The sequence below is a fragment of the Adhaeribacter aquaticus DSM 16391 genome, assembly GCF_000473365.1.
GTDB classification, from domain to species: domain Bacteria; phylum Bacteroidota; class Bacteroidia; order Cytophagales; family Hymenobacteraceae; genus Adhaeribacter; species Adhaeribacter aquaticus.
Genome location: NZ_KI421517.1, coordinates 1589083 through 1605426 on the forward strand (window position 1 = coordinate 1589083; position 16344 = coordinate 1605426).

General features: G+C 39.9%; 14 protein-coding genes and 1 tRNA gene. 8 read left to right on the forward strand and 7 right to left on the reverse strand.

The annotated features are described in order from the left end of the window. The first annotated feature begins 1 nt into the window (after nucleotide 1). The 5 genes from ADHAQ_RS0109080 to ADHAQ_RS0109105 all read left to right on the forward strand — a co-directional run bounded on the left by ADHAQ_RS0109080 (nucleotide 2) and on the right by ADHAQ_RS0109105 (nucleotide 3689). On the forward strand, nucleotides 2-379 hold the full coding sequence (locus ADHAQ_RS0109080) for a response regulator (protein WP_026462668.1): 378 nt from the start codon (nucleotides 2-4) through the stop codon (nucleotides 377-379). Nucleotides 380-388: 9 nt separating this feature from the next. Then, nucleotides 389-664: a hypothetical protein gene (locus ADHAQ_RS0109085; RefSeq protein ID WP_026462669.1), complete on the forward strand. Its 276-nt coding sequence runs from the start codon at nucleotides 389-391 to the stop codon at nucleotides 662-664. Next, entirely contained in the window at nucleotides 661-1422 is a 762-nt protein-coding gene (locus ADHAQ_RS0109090; protein ID WP_026462670.1) for an MBL fold metallo-hydrolase, read from the forward strand. The genes ADHAQ_RS0109085 and ADHAQ_RS0109090 overlap by 4 nt, the downstream gene beginning before the upstream one ends. Nucleotides 1423-1425: 3 nt before the next feature. Beyond that, nucleotides 1426-2994, forward strand: a complete 1569-nt coding sequence (locus ADHAQ_RS0109095) for an NFACT RNA binding domain-containing protein (RefSeq protein ID WP_026462671.1) — start codon at nucleotides 1426-1428, stop codon at nucleotides 2992-2994. Nucleotides 2995-3494: 500 nt separating this feature from the next. Beyond that, nucleotides 3495-3689 carry a hypothetical protein gene (locus ADHAQ_RS0109105; protein ID WP_026462673.1) on the forward strand — a complete coding sequence of 65 codons (195 nt, stop codon included), beginning with the start codon at nucleotides 3495-3497 and terminating at the stop codon, nucleotides 3687-3689. Nucleotides 3690-4055: 366 nt separating this feature from the next. On the opposite strand, the gene ADHAQ_RS0109110 is transcribed toward ADHAQ_RS0109105, so the two are convergent. Then, a tRNA-Leu gene (locus ADHAQ_RS0109110) sits at nucleotides 4056-4138 on the reverse strand. Between the two features lie 224 nt (nucleotides 4139-4362). On the opposite strand from ADHAQ_RS0109110, the gene ADHAQ_RS0109115 reads away from it, so the two are divergent. Continuing rightward, nucleotides 4363-4941 (forward strand): RNA polymerase sigma factor, encoded by a 579-nt coding sequence (locus tag ADHAQ_RS0109115; RefSeq protein WP_026462674.1) that lies wholly within the window; start codon nucleotides 4363-4365, stop codon nucleotides 4939-4941. A 67-nt stretch (nucleotides 4942-5008) separates the two neighbouring features. Then, on the forward strand, nucleotides 5009-6124 hold the full coding sequence (locus ADHAQ_RS0109120) for a S1C family serine protease (protein ID WP_026462675.1): 1116 nt from the start codon (nucleotides 5009-5011) through the stop codon (nucleotides 6122-6124). Between the two features lie 84 nt (nucleotides 6125-6208). On the opposite strand, the gene ADHAQ_RS25095 is transcribed toward ADHAQ_RS0109120, so the two are convergent. From ADHAQ_RS25095 to ADHAQ_RS0109130, 3 genes are all read right to left on the reverse strand, one after another. Further along, on the reverse strand, nucleotides 6209-7603 hold the full coding sequence (locus ADHAQ_RS25095; RefSeq protein ID WP_084523796.1) for an erythromycin esterase family protein: 1395 nt from the start codon (nucleotides 7601-7603) through the stop codon (nucleotides 6209-6211). Nucleotides 7604-8143: 540 nt separating this feature from the next. After that, nucleotides 8144-8344, reverse strand: coding sequence for a hypothetical protein (locus ADHAQ_RS28055; protein ID WP_157433382.1), 201 nt, complete (start codon nucleotides 8342-8344; stop codon nucleotides 8144-8146). Nucleotides 8345-8657: 313 nt separating this feature from the next. Further along, nucleotides 8658-10016: a Gfo/Idh/MocA family protein gene (locus tag ADHAQ_RS0109130; RefSeq protein ID WP_026462676.1), complete on the reverse strand. Its 1359-nt coding sequence runs from the start codon at nucleotides 10014-10016 to the stop codon at nucleotides 8658-8660. A 352-nt stretch (nucleotides 10017-10368) separates the two neighbouring features. Between ADHAQ_RS0109130 and ADHAQ_RS0109140 the strand changes: the two genes are divergently transcribed. Continuing rightward, nucleotides 10369-10818, forward strand: coding sequence for a hypothetical protein (locus ADHAQ_RS0109140; RefSeq protein WP_026462677.1), 450 nt, complete (start codon nucleotides 10369-10371; stop codon nucleotides 10816-10818). 96 nt (nucleotides 10819-10914) lie between these two features. Here ADHAQ_RS0109140 and ADHAQ_RS0109145 read toward each other — a convergent pair whose 3' ends face one another. From ADHAQ_RS0109145 to uca, 3 genes are all read right to left on the reverse strand, one after another. Then, nucleotides 10915-11541, reverse strand: coding sequence for a hypothetical protein (locus ADHAQ_RS0109145; RefSeq protein WP_026462678.1), 627 nt, complete (start codon nucleotides 11539-11541; stop codon nucleotides 10915-10917). A 17-nt stretch (nucleotides 11542-11558) separates the two neighbouring features. Next, entirely contained in the window at nucleotides 11559-12560 is a 1002-nt protein-coding gene (gene bioB, locus ADHAQ_RS0109150; protein WP_026462679.1) for a biotin synthase BioB, read from the reverse strand. A 74-nt stretch (nucleotides 12561-12634) separates the two neighbouring features. After that, the gene (gene uca, locus ADHAQ_RS25100) at nucleotides 12635-16327 is read right to left on the reverse strand and encodes an urea carboxylase (protein ID WP_051359812.1); all 3693 of its coding nucleotides are present in this window, start codon (nucleotides 16325-16327) and stop codon (nucleotides 12635-12637) included. Nucleotides 16328-16344: the final 17 nt, after the last annotated feature.

The window sequence follows — 16344 nt, forward strand, 5'->3', positions numbered from 1 at the left end:
TATGGCAGACGCTAAAACGATTCTAATTGCAGAGGACAGCTCTGTAATTCTTAACCTGACAAAGAAAATTCTGGAGTTACAGAATTATCATATTGTTACAGCTAAAAATGGCGGTGAGGTAATTAAACAAATCGAGAAACAAAAAATTGATGCTATTTTGATGGATTTAAATATTCCGGTAAAGAATGGCATGGAATGTACGAAAGAAATCCGTAGCCATCAGGATCCTGAAATTTCTAAAATTCCAATAATAGCAGTAACCGGTAATGCCAATAATTATTCTATGGATGATTTTAAGGAAGCAGGCATTAATGCTTACTTACCTAAGCCTCTGGATTTTGACATGCTGGTACAAACTGTAAAACAATATGTTGCTTAATCCTAACGGATGGAATTAAAATATACTAAATCTTTTTTAAGCCGCCTTGAAGATATTTTTGCCGAATCGGACTTTGTACTCCGGTACGAGAAAGGTAACTTCAAGGCGGGTTATTGTCTTATCAAAGACATGAAAGTTGCCATTATTAATAAATACTTTCCGCTTGAAGGAAGAATAAATTGTTTATACGATATTTTACGAGGTATCCAGATAAACACCACTGGCCTAAGCGCAAAAAGCTTAGAGCTTTATGAGGAAATCTGCAAACAGGAACAGCCCCAGTGATTGTTACTTTTTTAGGAACCGGCACCTCCCAGGGTGTACCCATTATTGGTTGTGATTGCGAAGTTTGCCGTTCACTTGATTTTCGTGACAAACGGTTACGCGTATCTGTTCATTTGGAAATAGCAGGCAAGAGTATTATAATTGATTCTGGCCCTGATTTTAGACAACAGGTTTTACGCGAGCGCATCAAGCACTTGGATGCTTTGCTCTTTACCCATGAGCACAAAGACCACACAGCTGGTTTAGATGACATTCGGGCCTATAATTTTATGCAGCATACCGATATGCCAGTTTATGGGGAAGAGCGGGTATTAAACCAGCTAAAGCAAGAATTCTCCTACATATTTTCCGAAAAGAAATACCCGGGCATTCCGCGGGTAAACCTGCAGCGTATTACCACCGAGCCTTTTGAAATGGAAGGCATACCCGTTACCCCCATTCGGGTGATGCATTATAAATTGCCTGTGTTGGGTTTTAGAATTGGCAACTTTACCTATATAACCGATGCTAATTCTATTTCGGAAGAAGAAAAAGAAAAAATCAAAGGCTCAGAAGTAGTGGTAATTAATGCCCTGCGGAAAGAACCCCATATCTCCCATTTTTCCCTATCAGAAGCAATAGACCTTTTAACAGAATTACAACCCCAACGGGCTTATCTTACCCATATTAGCCATTTATTGGGCTTACACCGCGAAGTCGAAGAAGAGCTTCCTGACTTTATTCACCTGGCCTACGATGGCTTAAAAATAAGATTATAACAGGTGCACAATAATTTTTATTTCCTCAGGCATTTATCGGCTGCTCTGAAACAAAAACTTATTGGTTTTTGGGTAACTGCGTGCTTTAGCCAAAACAAATATGAATTAATTACTGCCTTAACAAATGGCACCGAAGACTTTTATATCAAGGCTATTTTATCACCCCAGTTTTCTGCCTTAAGCTTTCCCCCTGTTTTTAACCGCGCCAAAGCAAATAGTATTAATTTATTTCCTGAAATTATTTCGAAAACAATAATTGATGTTGTTCAGCAGGAAAATGAACGAAGCTTTTATTTAGCTTTAGAAGATAACTTATCTTTTCTTTTTAAAATGTTTGGCAACCGGTCCAACATTGTTTTATTTCAGGAAGATGAACCCATTAACTTATTCCGGAAAAAATTTGATAAAGATCTGGAACTAAGACTTTCCGGCTTAAACCGAACACTACAAACAACTCAGGAGTATTTTCTACAGAACAAACCATCGCTGCAAAAGCTCTACCCTACTTTTGGCGATGTTCCGGCTAAGTACCTGAACCAACAAGGCTATGAATCTGCCCCGCCCGAAAAACAATGGAAATTGTTGCAGCAAACATTACATCTTTTAGAAAGCCCCAACTATTACATTATTAAATTAGCCAATACTACCCGGTTATCACTGCTGCCAATTGGTGAAATCAAGGCTACTTTTGATGAACCCATTACCGCTGTACAAAATTTTGTCAGGAGTTATTTAACCGAATATAATTTTGAAAAAAATTATAACCTGGTTCAACAGCAAATTAAGAAAAAGTTAGAAGGGTCCGGAAACTACCTGGAACAATTAGAATACAAAGCTTTAGAGCTGGAATATGATAACTCGTTTGCGCAAACTGCTGATTTAATAATGGCGAATCTTACCCAGATTAAACCTGGTTCAACTGAAGTTGAGGTTTTTGATTTTTATCATGATAAACAAACTGTTATAAAATTATCGGGCAAAGAAACTCCTCAAAAGTTTGCAGAACGGCTTTATAAAAAAAATAAAAGCCGCCAAATTGAATTGAAATATGTGCAGGAAAGAATAGAAGCTAAGAAAAAAGAAAATACTCTTTTAGAAACACAAGCCAATCAACTAAATAAAATTACCTCGTACCGGGAGCTGAAAGTTTTTATTCAACAACATAATTTATTACCTACAGAAAAAAAAGAAGAGACTCAGCATCTTTTCCGCACTTTTGAAACAGAAGGTTTTAAAATTTTAGTAGGCAAAAATGCTAAAAACAATGACCTGCTAACCCAACAGCATACTTACAAGGAAGATATGTGGCTACACGCAAAAGATGTAAGTGGATCACATGTTGTAATTAAATTTCAAGCTGGTAAAAATATTCCAGAGTCGGTTCTGGAGAAAGCAGCTCAATTAGCAGCCTGGTATTCGAAACGTAAAAACGATTCGCTTTGCCCGGTACTTTATACTCCTAAAAAATATGTAAGAAAACCTAAAGGAGCCGAACCCGGCGAAGTTTTCGTAGAGCGGGAGAAAGTTTTATTAGTAAAACCCGAAAATCCCTTTAGCCAATATCCGGAATAAAGCATTACCTGATCTAAATTATTAAACTCAAATTGGTTTTCAGTTTCCTGTATGGTACCTGCCAGTTTAGCAGGCCCAAATGTATTTTAATTAAGCGTTACTAAATCAATAGCTTCTCAGCACTTAGTAAAAAAATTATACTATCCAGTTAGCGTTCCTGCTCCCAGTTAAAAACATCCTAAATTTCCTTTTTTTCAACGCAACCATCTATATAATAAAAACATTTTAATATAAATTATTTTTTATTAGCAACTTTTTAGTTTTTAATCCGTTTTGTTATTATATTTGCATCATAAATATTAAAACAATTAAAAAATGAAAATTTTATTAAACTCAACTTTTACAACCATTTTAGCGGTTGTTCTGGTATTATCGATCCTAGGGATTGTAATAGCCGGTAATAGTTTAGGCCTATTTGCTAGCACATTTTTAATAAGCTACTTATTATTAGCCTTTACTTTAAGCTTAAAAATCGATAAAGTTTTACACAAAGTTTAAGTATGAAAAAGAATCTGATTTTTGGCCTGGCTATTCTGGCAGTATCCTTAGTGGCTAGTTTTAATGTGTCTACCTACTTATTAGGTTTAACCTATTTATCTTTTATTTTAAGTTTAGGTTATATTGTAGTTCTATTGCACGTTATGCTGTATATGAAATATGGCAATATTTGGGATTTTAAGAAGGGTGAATTTTAAACAATCACCCTTTTTTATTCTATAAATTTATAACAGCTATTTTAGGTAGCCATCCTCGGTTCCACCGGAACCACCTCCCTCCAATTAGTTCATTACCATTTTAGGTTCACTCCTCCCTATTAACAGTTCTCCTAATTTATTAAATAAGCTTTAGTACAAGTTTTTATTCTGCACATCCAGATTTATCTTATTCCTCTATTTTCTATTTTTCTCTTTTATTATGTACAGACTAAATAGGTTATTCAGGAAACATAAAAAGAGTATTATTTCCGTTATTAAAAAAGTCGTTAAGCAAGAAGTTATAAAAGAAAAAACCTTGCAATCAGGCGTATGTCCTAATTACAAGGTTATAAAAATTTAAAGAAGTGCGCGCGGGGAGATTCGAACTCCCACACCCGTAAGGCACCACCCCCTCAAGATGGCGTGTCTACCAGTTTCACCACGTGCGCAAGAAAGCCTTTAGCTAATAAAGTACGCAAATGTAAGAAGCATTTAAATCGTGTGCAAGAAAGACTGGATGTGGTATAGCTAATTTAAATTTAAAAGTGAATTTTTGTAATCTTAATTAGCTTTAAGTTATTACTGAAAGTAGCTCCTGAATTTTAAATTTATTTAAAATTTTTTAAATAATTGGGTTACAATCAGCTATTAGTAGTATTAAAGGAGAACATGAATGCCTAACGTACTTTATTTTTCAGATAAGGCTTTGCTGGCGGGAATTCAGAACGAAAATGAAGAAGCATTAGCGTATTTGTACAAGCTTCATTTTCCAATGATTCTGCATCTTGTACAGAATAACAACGGAACCGACGATGAAGCAAAAGATATTTACCAGGAAGCGGTCATTATTTTTTACGAGAAGGTACGGGAAGGAAGCTTAGAACTGAATTGTCAGATTAAAACGTATTTGTATTCCATCTGTCGCCGGTTATGGCTCAAGCGGCTGGCTTTAAAAAACAGATTTGCCGGTATTGTTTCCGAATCAGATACTTTTGTGGAGGTAGAAAATGATATAGCGGAGGCAACTGAAAAAGAAGAGCAGTTTTCTAAAATGGGAGAAGCTTTGGCTTTATTAGGGGAGCCCTGCAAAACATTACTGGAAGATTTTTATATCCAGGATTTATCTATGCAAACCATTACCGATAAGTTTGGCTATACCAATTCTGACAATACTAAAAATCAAAAATATAAGTGTCTGCTACGATTAAAGAAGTTATTCTTTAATATTTATAAGGCAGATGTAGTTAAATAAAACAAAGTAAACAGTTTTTTAAGTCGGATTACCTCATTGGATTATTAGGATTAATTCGCAAAAATATATGAAAGAGTTAGAAGCTTTTAAACTAATAGAAAATTACCTCAACGGTCAGTTGCAAGGAGATGCTCTGTTAGATTTTGAACACCAACTAGAAACTGATCCGGTAATGGCTGAGTACTTTAAACAGTACAAGGAAGTTACCAGCACTTTAGGTTTCTATAATAACCGGAAAGCTTTAAAACAAAAGCTTAATGCCATACATGCCGACTTGGAAGAAAATCAAGCGCCTGCTCTATCTCCTTTTGGAAATAAAGAAAAGCGTAAATTCTTCTGGAACCAGCATTATGCAACTATTGCAGTGGCGGCCTCGGTAGCCATTCTAACTGTTTTTGGGACTTTGCTTAGTGTTGATTTATGGCGGTCTATGGGCAAGCAACAGGCAGCCAGATATTCGGCTCTGCGCCGGGAAGTAGAAAACATAAAGAGCAGCCAGCGGGCTATAATCCGGGATATTACCGGCAGTTTGGCAAATCCATCCAAAGAAGAAGTTAATCCGGGAAATTTCACAGGTACTGGATTTGTAATTAGCCCCGACGGGTATTTAGTTACCAGCTATCATGTTATAAATGGTGCTGACTCTGTTTTTATTGAGAACCGGGTAGGTAAGCGTTATAAAGTAAAAAGCATTTTCCGGGATAAAGCGCATGATTTAGCTATACTTAAAATTGAGGATAAAGAATTTACCTCTTTTGGCACCTTACCATATGCTTTTAAATCCGGGGATTCTGATTTAGGTGAAAAAGTATATACGTTAGGTTACCCACGCGAAGATATGGTTTTTGGAGAAGGTTCTCTCAGTTCCCGTAGTGGATTTGAAGGCGATACCACCTCTTATCAGATTTCTATTCCGGTAAATCCTGGTAATAGCGGAGGCCCTTTAATGGATAATCAGGGCAATCTAATAGGTGTAATAAGCGGTAAACAATTAGATTTACAAGGTGCTGCCTTTGCGGTAAAATCGGCTTATTTGAAGCAATTAGTAGAACAGCTTTCCAGTGATTCTTTGGATGCCCCAATTAAATTATCTAAGAAGAATTCATTGGCCGGCACTTCCCGGACCAATCAATTAAAGAAAATAGAGGATTATGTTTTTGTAGTGAAAGTATACAACAACTAAAGTTCCAATCCTTCAGGTAAAAGCACGATCAGTTCCTGCTATTAGCAAACGGCCTAACTAATTTATATTAGTTAGGCCGTTTCTTTAAAAATTCCAGGAGAAATAAGGATTGTTCACAAAACTAATTCGTTGCCCCGATCCTATTCCTGTTAAAGGATGCAAAGCGCTTGTCTTATCTATGAAAATAAAAGAATCGTAACGGTTGGGCAGATCAGAAGGCACATAATTTCCTGCTTCCTGCGCTGGGTTATAAACAACTCCAATGGCCCGATGCCCCCGGGGCTGGGTAAGCGTTTTATTATTTCGCCATTCCTTCAGGTTAATAATTTTAGTTCGAGGTTCTTTCTCATGCAATAAAGCTTCCCAGGAACCTGCTCGTCCCGGAGGTACAGCCATAGTAGTAGTGGGTCCACCCCAATAAGCAGAAGCAATTACCGTTCCTTCATAGGTGCCAAACCCAACTAGATGCACCCCGTCCTTGGCATGTTGTTCCCGAACCAATTGCCCCACATTCACCATCCCTTCCCGAGCCATAGAGGTGTAGCGGGCATCTCCTATGTGGGTATTATGCTCCCAGATAATAATTTTGGCATTTGCCCCATATAAATTTATTAAACGATTTATAGTTTCCGTCATGTGCCGGTCCCGGATGTTCCAGGACTCAGCATTTCCGGTTGAAGTATAGTACCTTTCACCATTCACTGCTACCAAAGCATTTTGCTCTAAACTAAAAGCTTCTTCATTTCTAGCTTGCACCTGACCCATTCTGTTCCGCACGGCCTTAAGCACATTCTCAATTTCTCCGGCACAGCCTTTACCTCGGTTAGCTGCCTGGGCATAGGCTTGTTCATTGCGGTTATAAGGGTTCAGGCACTGCATAGCTTGATTAACGGCCTGAACAGTTGCCGCATCTGCTGTGCTACTTTGGCGAATCATTTCTAAAGCTTCCCACAAGCCATAAACATCTAAGCCATAGAAACCCACTTGCTGATTAGTGGCATTATTGGTATTGTGGGTTTTTAACCACTCAACTAAAGCGGCAACTTCCTGGTTGGCCCACATCCAAGTTGGCCACCGCTGAAAAGGTTTTAATGCATCAGTTGCCGATGTGGCATTACCGTTGCCTTTTATGTATTTGTTTACTTCATAAGTAGCTGGCCAATCCCCTTCTATGGCAATTATATTAAATCCTTTTTCCTGGATAAGCCGCCTGGAGATAGCTGCCCGCCAGGTATAAAATTCTGCTGTACCATGTGAGGCTTCTCCCAGAAGCACATATTTAGCGTCCCCGATCTGATTTAGCAAAATATCTAAATCTGCTTCAGCTTGTAAAGGAGCAATTCCATTATCGGGTAGTGTTATTTCGGAGGTGGTTGTATTGTTTCCACCAGCCGGAGTAATACCATCGTCTTCTTTTGTATTGCAACCTAATACCAGGTTTAATAAAATAAATAAATATAAAGTTGTGATCCGTCCCATCTTCCCCTTTTTACTTCCCCTTTTTAACTCCTGTTTCAGAATAATTATGCACTTTGCCTTGCCGGTTTTTTATTATTTTATTTAACAAATAAGTAAAGTTGAACCAAATTTTAAACTAGATCAAACTACCATAAAGCTACACAACAACCTACGACAGGTATATTGGCAAGTTTATTACATATAAAATAAATACAATTATTTACTTAGTTAAAAAGGCAAAATCCGTGAAAATACGGTCTCCTGGTGAGAAGTCAGAGGATTAGAATGGCAGCAATAATTTGATCTGTTTTCGGAAGCAAGCTTTACAAGTAAAAGGGATTAAACAGGTTTAGTTAACCATTATTCGGAATAGGTAATACATATTGTATTGACACATCGCTTTCCCAATTAAAATAAATTTTTAGAGAAATCTGGCGGCAATTATACTACCATCATGGGCTGCTTACCTTAATAAGGTATTATAAATTCCCTTAAAAACTTTACCAAATGAGGTTATATCAAATCAGAAAATTTGCTCAAAATAGAAAACAGGCAGAACTACTATTCTTTAGAATGGCAGTGTTGAATATAGTATTCATTTTCCTGGTACAATCTTCTGGCTATTTCTTCTGCAAGAATGTATGAATCAAAGGCTCCTATTAAAGCCCCGGCTTTAATTAATATGTATTGGTTTGGATATCTTCTGGAAAATCTGTCCTTGTTATCCAAATAATATCTAAAATCTCTTTCCTTCGCGTACATGACAAAATTCCTAATGCTCTAAATTAGGAAAAATTGCTTAAATATTGGCAAGGTGATTTACGTATTTTCACCTGAATTTATACGGAGAAATACCGCAACCTTTCTTTTATACTAAAAACGAACCTAGTTAACCTTTCACTTACCAACTAAGGGTGAATAACAAGGCCTACTAAATAAGAACTCCAAATCCTTTTTAAAGGCCTTGTTTTCTTATTCTTGTTTAAGAGTTGAGGGGTAAAAAAATCTGGATGGTTTAATCCTCTAAAACAACCGCCTCGGCAGGAAGAAACAACCTTTTCTTTGTTATGATTGATTATACCTTATCTGGTTCGGGATGTATCCAGGGCTGACGATAAGGTCTTTTCAGTAAAGCATTTGCTTCCGGATCATTTGCTATTTGTTTTTTTACCGGGTCGTACACCAAAGGCCGGCCTAATTGCATGGACATATTGGCTAATATACAACTGGCCGTAGATATATGCCCTTGCTCAATATCGGCAACCGGCTTACCTCCCTTTTCAATTGCATCTATAAAATTACGCATATGTTGCCGGGTGGCCGGCGCAGCATTCAATTCAATGCGGGCTTCGGTTACATCTTCAGGATACTTTTCTTTCTCGAACACCACATCTGCATGCATTTTCTGACCTTGGCCAACAGGAATAAAATCATAGCTGTTTACACTACCCCACAAGGTTCCTTTGTCTCCATAAATAGCAAAGGCCCAAGGATAATCAGGATTTACAGGTGTACCCCAGGACCGGTGTTGCCAAACGCAGTTTAGACCCTCATATTCAAAAGTAGCGGTTTGGGTATCTGCGGTATTAGCTTTAGCCTCCTTTTGTACATAAATACCACCGCTGGAGCTAACTCTTTTAGGCCAACCTAAATCCAACATCCAACGCACTGAATCAAACATATGCACACACATATCGCCCATAATCCCATTGCCGTACTCCATAAATGCCCGCCAAGGAATTCCATCGTATGGCCGCATAGGTGCCGGACCAGTCCACATTTCATAATCCAGGTAGTCTGGCACAGCTTTTTCAGCAGTGGTAGCGTTATTACGCATATGGAAATAACAATTCATTTCCGCATGCGAAACCTTACCTAATAACCCTGCATCTACAATATTCTTTTTGGCCTCCATTAAGTGGGGGGTGCTCCTACGCTGTGTGCCAATCTGTACTACTTTATTATACTTTCGTGCGGCCGCTAAAATAGCTTCGCCTTCCATGATATCTACACTAATGGGCTTTTGCAGGTAAACATGTGCTCCGGCCCTTAATGCTGCAATAGCTTGTAAGGCATGCCAATGATCTGGAGTTCCTATAATGACGATATCCAATTTATTTTCAGAAAGCAATTTACGGTAATCGTTATACAGCTTTGGCATTTTGCGTGACTTCTGGCGCTGACTTACCAGGGTTGCAGCTCCATTTAATTGAGTTTTATCTACATCGCAAAGAGCTACAACTTCTATGGGAGCCACCTGAATCAGCCGAAACAAATCGCTTTTCCCATACCACCCGGCACCAATCAGCCCTACCCGATAAGGTTTGGCGGCCGAATAATCTATTTCCATGGCATGCGCTCCTAAGGCAGTAAGCGCTAATGTAGCCGTAGCTCCTTTTAAAAAAGTACGGCGATCCAGGTTAAACTTTTGCATATACAAGACAATTTAATTTGGGTGGATAAGGCAAAAGGAACTGCTTCTTCCAAGAATAATCCTTTACTAAAGTAGTACCTATATTAAAAGCAATATACATTATTCTTTCGCTAAAATCATGAGTATAATTTTATTTTGATGAGTATGGCTTTTACCTCTGGCAGGTAACTTAAATTACCAGTAGACTTATTTTAGAGGAGAACAACCAAAAACTTTTCCTACCTATTCGGGTTCGAAAGTCTGGAAAAGTTAAAAATATTTTATATATTATAAGCTATATATCAAACATCTCCTTTTAAAGATTAGCTACTATATAAAAAGCTACTATCTAAAAAATGAAAACTTAATCTGAATGGGCAGCAATAGTGAAATTTTAGATTCTGCTACCTTAGTCGTAGAGAATGCCTTTGTTAAAATCTTTATAATTCAAGCAGAATCCATACTTATTTTAGAATGGAAATTCCAGATAACTTTAGCTGAAAGAAAAAGTGGCTTTTTGCAAGCTTTAGAAATAATCAAAGCTTATGAATTAAGATCCTGGGTAGTTAGTAATAAAAATATTTATTATGTGAGCCCGGAAGAAAAAAGTTGGATCATAAATGAATGGCTTGATTTGCTTAACCAATCCACCTTGGAAAGATCGGCAATAGTTTGCCATGAAAATTATGATGTATTAATGAGTACATGGGATTTGACCAGCGAAGTGCAACAACAGTTTCAGAAAAAAGGAATCATTCAACATCGGGTATTCATGAATTTTCCTAATGCCCTCAACTGGCTTTTATCTGATATGAGTAATTAAGAAGTTTACCTTCATCGGCTTTTTTTATAATACATATAATAAAAAAGCCCTTAATAGGCATATGCTTATTAAGGGCTTTTTTATTACAGAAGAGCATTAAGCTAAGGTTAAAGCATGTTTTAATTGTTCTTTAACTGCTGTTATCCAATCTTCAAAAAGTCTGGTTTCAATTGCTACTGCTGTTTCAGCATAAACTTCCCAATTTATGGAAAAACTTTTTAACTGATGGAGCATTTCTTCCAGGTGCCCTTCCTCTTCCAGGATAATTGATTTAACGTTTACCTTGCTTTTTACCTCATCCAAAGCAGCCTGGTATATTGGATATAAGGCATCGGCTCTTACCTCAATGGCATAAGTAACCAGTAAATATGCCGCAAATTTTAACTCATAACTTTGCAATCCTAAAGTTGTTTTCAGGTATTTACAAACCTCCAGGTCTAATCTGTTTAAATAGTTACGGCTAGCTACCGGCGCTAATAAACTATCGTCTGCATAAGTTAAATAATTACTTTCGGCTAATCTGCTAATTTGGCGCTTCAGGTAATAAGCATGGCGGTGCTCTTCAGCGGCATGCTTTAGTACCAGTAAGGTTACTTCTGTTTTATGCTCCGACGCCGATATTTTCCGGGCACCGGTATTTTCCATTAAGGAAAGGGTATTTAACCACCGGCAATGTAAATCGGTATCCTTTACAATCTCTTTGATTATTTCCTGAAGCGCCATTAAATTTTGATTTAAAATTAGGCTAATACACTGTCTTCTTGTTTTACTTGCGGCCGGCCACTTTTAAAAGCTTCGCGTGGTTTTAACCCTAATAACTCAAACATCTGCATATCTTCATTAAAGGCCGGATTTGGCGTGGTTAATAATTTATCCCCGGCAAATATTGAGTTTGCACCTGCCATAAAACAAAATGCCTGATCGGTTAAGCTCATTTCAGTACGGCCAGCAGATAACCTAACTACCGTTTTAGGCATAATAATTCGGGCGGTCGCAATCATGCGTACCATGTCCCAGATTGGAACCCGCGGCTGATCCGCTAAAGGTGTTCCTTTAACCGGCACTAAGGCATTAATGGGCACAGACTCCGGATGCTTTGGCATGTTCGATAATACCTTCAGCATAGAAACTCTATCTTCTACTGTTTCGCCTAAACCTATGATACCACCACTACAAACTGTTAACTTAGCTTTGCGGGCATTTTCAATGGTTTTCAGACGATCATCATACGTACGGGTAGAAATAATTCTTTTGTAATCTTCTTCTGACGTATCCAGGTTGTGGTTGTAAGCATATAAACCGGCATCGGCCAAGCGTTGCGCCTGATTCTCGGAAAGCATACCTAAAGTACAGCATACCTCCATATCCAGTGAATTTACGGCTTTCACCATTTCTATTACCCGGTCAAAGTCGCGGTTATCCCGCACTTCACGCCAGGCGGCTCCCATACATAAACGGGAAGCCCCGCCGTCTTTCGCTTTTTGGGCAGCATTGGTAACCTGCTCTACTGACATAAGCGCCTGCACTTCCACATCAGTATGAAAACGCGCTGCTTGCGGACAATAAGCACAATCTTCCGGACAGCCACCTGTTTTAATCGAGAGCAAACTACTGATTTGTACCTCGGCGTAATCTTCATTTTCGCGGTGTACCGTAGCTGCTTCGTATATCAAGTCTAATAAAGGACGGTGATATATTTCCGATATTTCTTCTTTTGTCCAGTTGTTCCTAACCTCTGCCATTATTAATATTTTTTATTACTATGGCAAATATGCTGTTATTCTGCCTATCTGCCATAGTTTTTTATAAATTAAATTTACTCTACAACTTCTTCTACTTCCTCTACTTCTTCTGTTACTTTAACTTCTATCGTAACTAGCAAATCACCGGAGCTAATTTGTTTGCCAGGCTGACAAAGGATTCCGGATATAGCTCCGGCAAACTCCGAGGCAACTGTAAACTCCATTTTCATGGCCTCAATAATTAAAATCGGCTGGCCAACCTCTACTTCCTGTCCTTCCTCTACCAATACTTTCCAGATACTGCCGTTGATTACCGAATAAACCCCTTCGTGGCCTTCCTGCACTTCTACCGTGCCAGTGTCTTGCTGTTTAGTTTCTTCCTCGGCAATTTTGTTAAAGCCTTCCCGCTTCCAGTATTCCACCTCCTCATCAAAAGCAATTTTTTGTTTTGCCTTAAATTGGTCTATACTTTCTTCATTGTCTTTTAAGAACTTCTCATAAGCACCCAAGTCAAAAGTAGATTCTTCGATGCGAACAATAGTTTTACCTTGCTGGAAGCCTTTGCGCATTTCCAGTAATTCTTCTTCGGTAACCGGGTAGTAGCGAATCTGGTCGAAGAAACGTAACAGCCACGGCTTACCTTCACCAAATGATTTGTTTTTCAGGAAGCGATTCCAAACTGGTAACGTACGGCCCACAATCTGATAACCGCCCGGCGAGCCCTGCATCGGGTAAATACACATGTAAACTCCGCCAATACCCACCGTACCTTCCACGGTAAAGGTCCGGGCCGGATTGTATTTAGAAGTAATTAACCGGTGGCGCGGATCAACCGGAACCCCGCACGGTGCTCCCAGGTACACATCTCCTAAGCCCAGAATTATATAACTAGTATCAAAAACTACTTTCCGGACATCATCCTGGCTTGGCAAGCCATTCATCCGCCTGATAAATTCAATATTACTTGGCAACCAAGGCGCCTTGTCCCGCACCGATTTCCGGTAATGCTCAACTGATTCCAAAGTAGCTTTATCTTCGTAAGCCAACGGCATGTGCACAATGCGGCTAGGTACCACCATTTGTTCTACTGGCGGTAAACTGGCTTCCAAGGCTACTAACGTTTCTACTAGTTTGCTTTGGGTGACTTTTCGTCCATCGTAATGAATTTGCAGGGAGCGCACACCCGGCGATAATTCAATAATACCCGCTACCGGATTTTTACTTAAGGCATCCATTAGGGCATGTACCCGGAACCGCAGCTTGAAATCCAGTACGTTTGGTCCATATTCAATCAGGATGTACTTGTCGCCGGCTTGACGATACGCTACTGCCGGCACATTTCCATTCGGTTCAGAGCTAAATAAAACGCATTCTGAAACGGTATTTAAAGGTGCTTTAATTGGTGTCTCGGTTATTTGTGCTTTAGGCTGTAGTTTTTCAATAGCCGCATCCATAGCTAACTCCAGGTCCAGGGCCGTTTCAAAACTTACCCGTTTAAACCGGATGGTATCACCGGGTTTTAACTGGCCTATTTTCCAGATTTCCGCTTTTACAATAGTCGCCGGACAAACGAAACCGCCTAAACTCGGACCATCCTGTGCCAGAATTACCGGCATATCGCCCGTAAAGTTGATGGTACCAATGGCATATTCGGAATCGTGGATATTGGATGGGTGCAAACCCGCTTCGCCTCCATCAGTCCGGGTCCAGATCGGTTTAGGGCCAATTAAGCGCACTCCTAAACGGTTGGAGTTATAATGTACTTCCCAATCCGTAGAGAAGAACGTATCTATATATTCTTGCTGAAAGAAATCAGGAGCACCGTGCGGACCATACAGCACGCCAATTTCCCAGGCGGTGGCATATTCCGGTATTAATTCTTTTGGTGCAGGAGCTGGTTCGTAAACCGGGGCTGGTGTAGTACAAGCCGCTATTTCCGGTTGGCTAATGGCCAGCATATCGGAAGCTTTTAATGGTCGGCCAGCGTGGCCACCAAACTGCCCCATGGCAAACGTAGAGCGGCTACCTAAATAAAGCGGCACATCAATTCCATTCCGAACGGCTAAGTAGGTACGGCAACCCGTTTCTACTTTACCTAAATCTAATACCTGACCAGCCTTAACCGTAATAGGTACGTAAAAAGCTACTGGCTTTCCGTCCAGAGTTGCTTTAGAGGTAGCACCGGTAATGGCTACCACGGCATCAGTATGAAACTTAAGTTTAGGACCAATAATAGTACTTTCAATGGCAGCAGCAGAAGCATCGTTTCCTACAATCCGGTTAGCCAAACGGAAAGCATAGTGGTCCATTGGTCCGGATGGTGGAACACCTATATCCCAATAACCAATCCGACCCGGATAGTCCTGAATAGTAGAATATGTACCGGGTTGCATTACTTCAATTACTGGTGGCACATAAGTAAATTGAGCTAATTTTCCGGTAGAAACTTCGGCTTTGGCAAAAAAGTCCGTTTTAATGATTTTGCGCAAATAATCTAAGTTGGTAGCAATACCCGCCAAACTAGTTGCATCTAATGCAGCCTGTAATTTGGCAATGGCATCGTTCCGATCTTCGCCGTGCACAATTAATTTGGCGATCATCGGGTCGTAGTAAGGCGAAACTTCCGTGCCAGTTTCAACCCAGGTATCAACCCGAACATTTTCCGGGAAACTAACTTCGGTTAATATGCCGGGCGAGGGTTGAAAATCACGCACCGGATCTTCGGCATAAATTCGCACTTCGATGGAGGCTCCTTTTGGCTCTAACGGTTGCGTAGGCATTTCCCAACGGCCACAAGCGGCCAAGATCATCCATTCTACCAAATCTACACCCGTTACCATTTCGGTTACTGGGTGTTCTACCTGCAAACGGGTATTTACTTCCAGGAAGTAAAACTCATCCCGTACCGGATCATAAATATATTCTACCGTACCTGCCGAACGGTAATTTACGCGCTCGCCTAATTTTACCGCTGAATCTAATAAATGAGCACGGGTAGCAGCCGGTAAGTTTGGAGCCGGCGTTTCCTCTACTACTTTTTGGTTCCGGCGCTGCAACGAACAATCACGTTCGCCCACAGCCAACACGTTTCCTTTTCCATCGCCGAAAATCTGCACCTCTACGTGACGCGCATTGCTCACAAAACGCTCTAAAAACACACCGCTGTCGCTGAAGAAATTTTCGCCTAACCTTTTTACCGATTCAAAAGCCGCTATCAAACCAGCTTCATCTTCGCAACGGGTTAAACCAATACCGCCCCCACCGGCCGTACTTTTTAACATCACCGGATAACCTAACCGGTTGGCTTCCGCAATAGCTTCCTCTAAACTGCCTAATAAACCGGTACCGGGCGTTAAAGGCACGCCGGCCTCCTCGGCTATTTCGCGGGAAGTATGTTTCAACCCAAATTGCCGGATCTGATCGGCGGTAGGCCCCACAAAAGCAATACCTTCTTTCTCGCAACGTTCGGCAAAAGCTAAGTTTTCGGATAAGAAACCATAACCGGGGATAATGGCCTGGGCACCGGTTTGCTTGGCAGCTGCAATAATTTTATCGCCTAGTAAATAGCTTTCGGAGGCTGAATTTCCGCCTAAACAAACTGCTTCATCGGCGGCGGTTACGTGGTTGCTATACGTGTCGGCTTCGGAATAAACGGCTACACTTTTGATGCCCATTTTCCTTAGAGTACGGGCAATCCGTACGGCAATTTCGCCGCGGTTAGCAATAAGAACGGTATGAAATAAAGGTTGTGTATTAGTATTTTGCATGATGTGATTCGTCTGAA

Excerpts from the sequence above, each read along its gene's own strand:
- ADHAQ_RS0109080 (WP_026462668.1), top strand. The coding sequence starts at position 2 with ATGGCAGACGCTAAAACGATTCTAATTGCAGAGGACAGCTCTGTAATT.
- ADHAQ_RS0109085 (WP_026462669.1), top strand. The coding sequence starts at position 389 with ATGGAATTAAAATATACTAAATCTTTTTTAAGCCGCCTTGAAGATATT.
- ADHAQ_RS0109105 (WP_026462673.1), top strand. The coding sequence starts at position 3,495 with ATGAAAAAGAATCTGATTTTTGGCCTGGCTATTCTGGCAGTATCCTTA.
- ADHAQ_RS0109115 (WP_026462674.1), top strand. The coding sequence starts at position 4,363 with ATGCCTAACGTACTTTATTTTTCAGATAAGGCTTTGCTGGCGGGAATT.
- ADHAQ_RS0109120 (WP_026462675.1), top strand. The coding sequence starts at position 5,009 with ATGAAAGAGTTAGAAGCTTTTAAACTAATAGAAAATTACCTCAACGGT.
- ADHAQ_RS25095 (WP_084523796.1), bottom strand. The coding sequence starts at position 7,603 with ATGGGACGGATCACAACTTTATATTTATTTATTTTATTAAACCTGGTA.
- ADHAQ_RS28055 (WP_157433382.1), bottom strand. The coding sequence starts at position 8,344 with ATGTACGCGAAGGAAAGAGATTTTAGATATTATTTGGATAACAAGGAC.
- ADHAQ_RS0109130 (WP_026462676.1), bottom strand. The coding sequence starts at position 10,016 with ATGCAAAAGTTTAACCTGGATCGCCGTACTTTTTTAAAAGGAGCTACG.
- ADHAQ_RS0109140 (WP_026462677.1), top strand. The coding sequence starts at position 10,369 with ATGGGCAGCAATAGTGAAATTTTAGATTCTGCTACCTTAGTCGTAGAG.
- ADHAQ_RS0109145 (WP_026462678.1), bottom strand. The coding sequence starts at position 11,541 with ATGGCGCTTCAGGAAATAATCAAAGAGATTGTAAAGGATACCGATTTA.
- bioB (WP_026462679.1), bottom strand. The coding sequence starts at position 12,560 with ATGGCAGAGGTTAGGAACAACTGGACAAAAGAAGAAATATCGGAAATA.
- uca (WP_051359812.1), bottom strand. The coding sequence starts at position 16,327 with ATGCAAAATACTAATACACAACCTTTATTTCATACCGTTCTTATTGCT.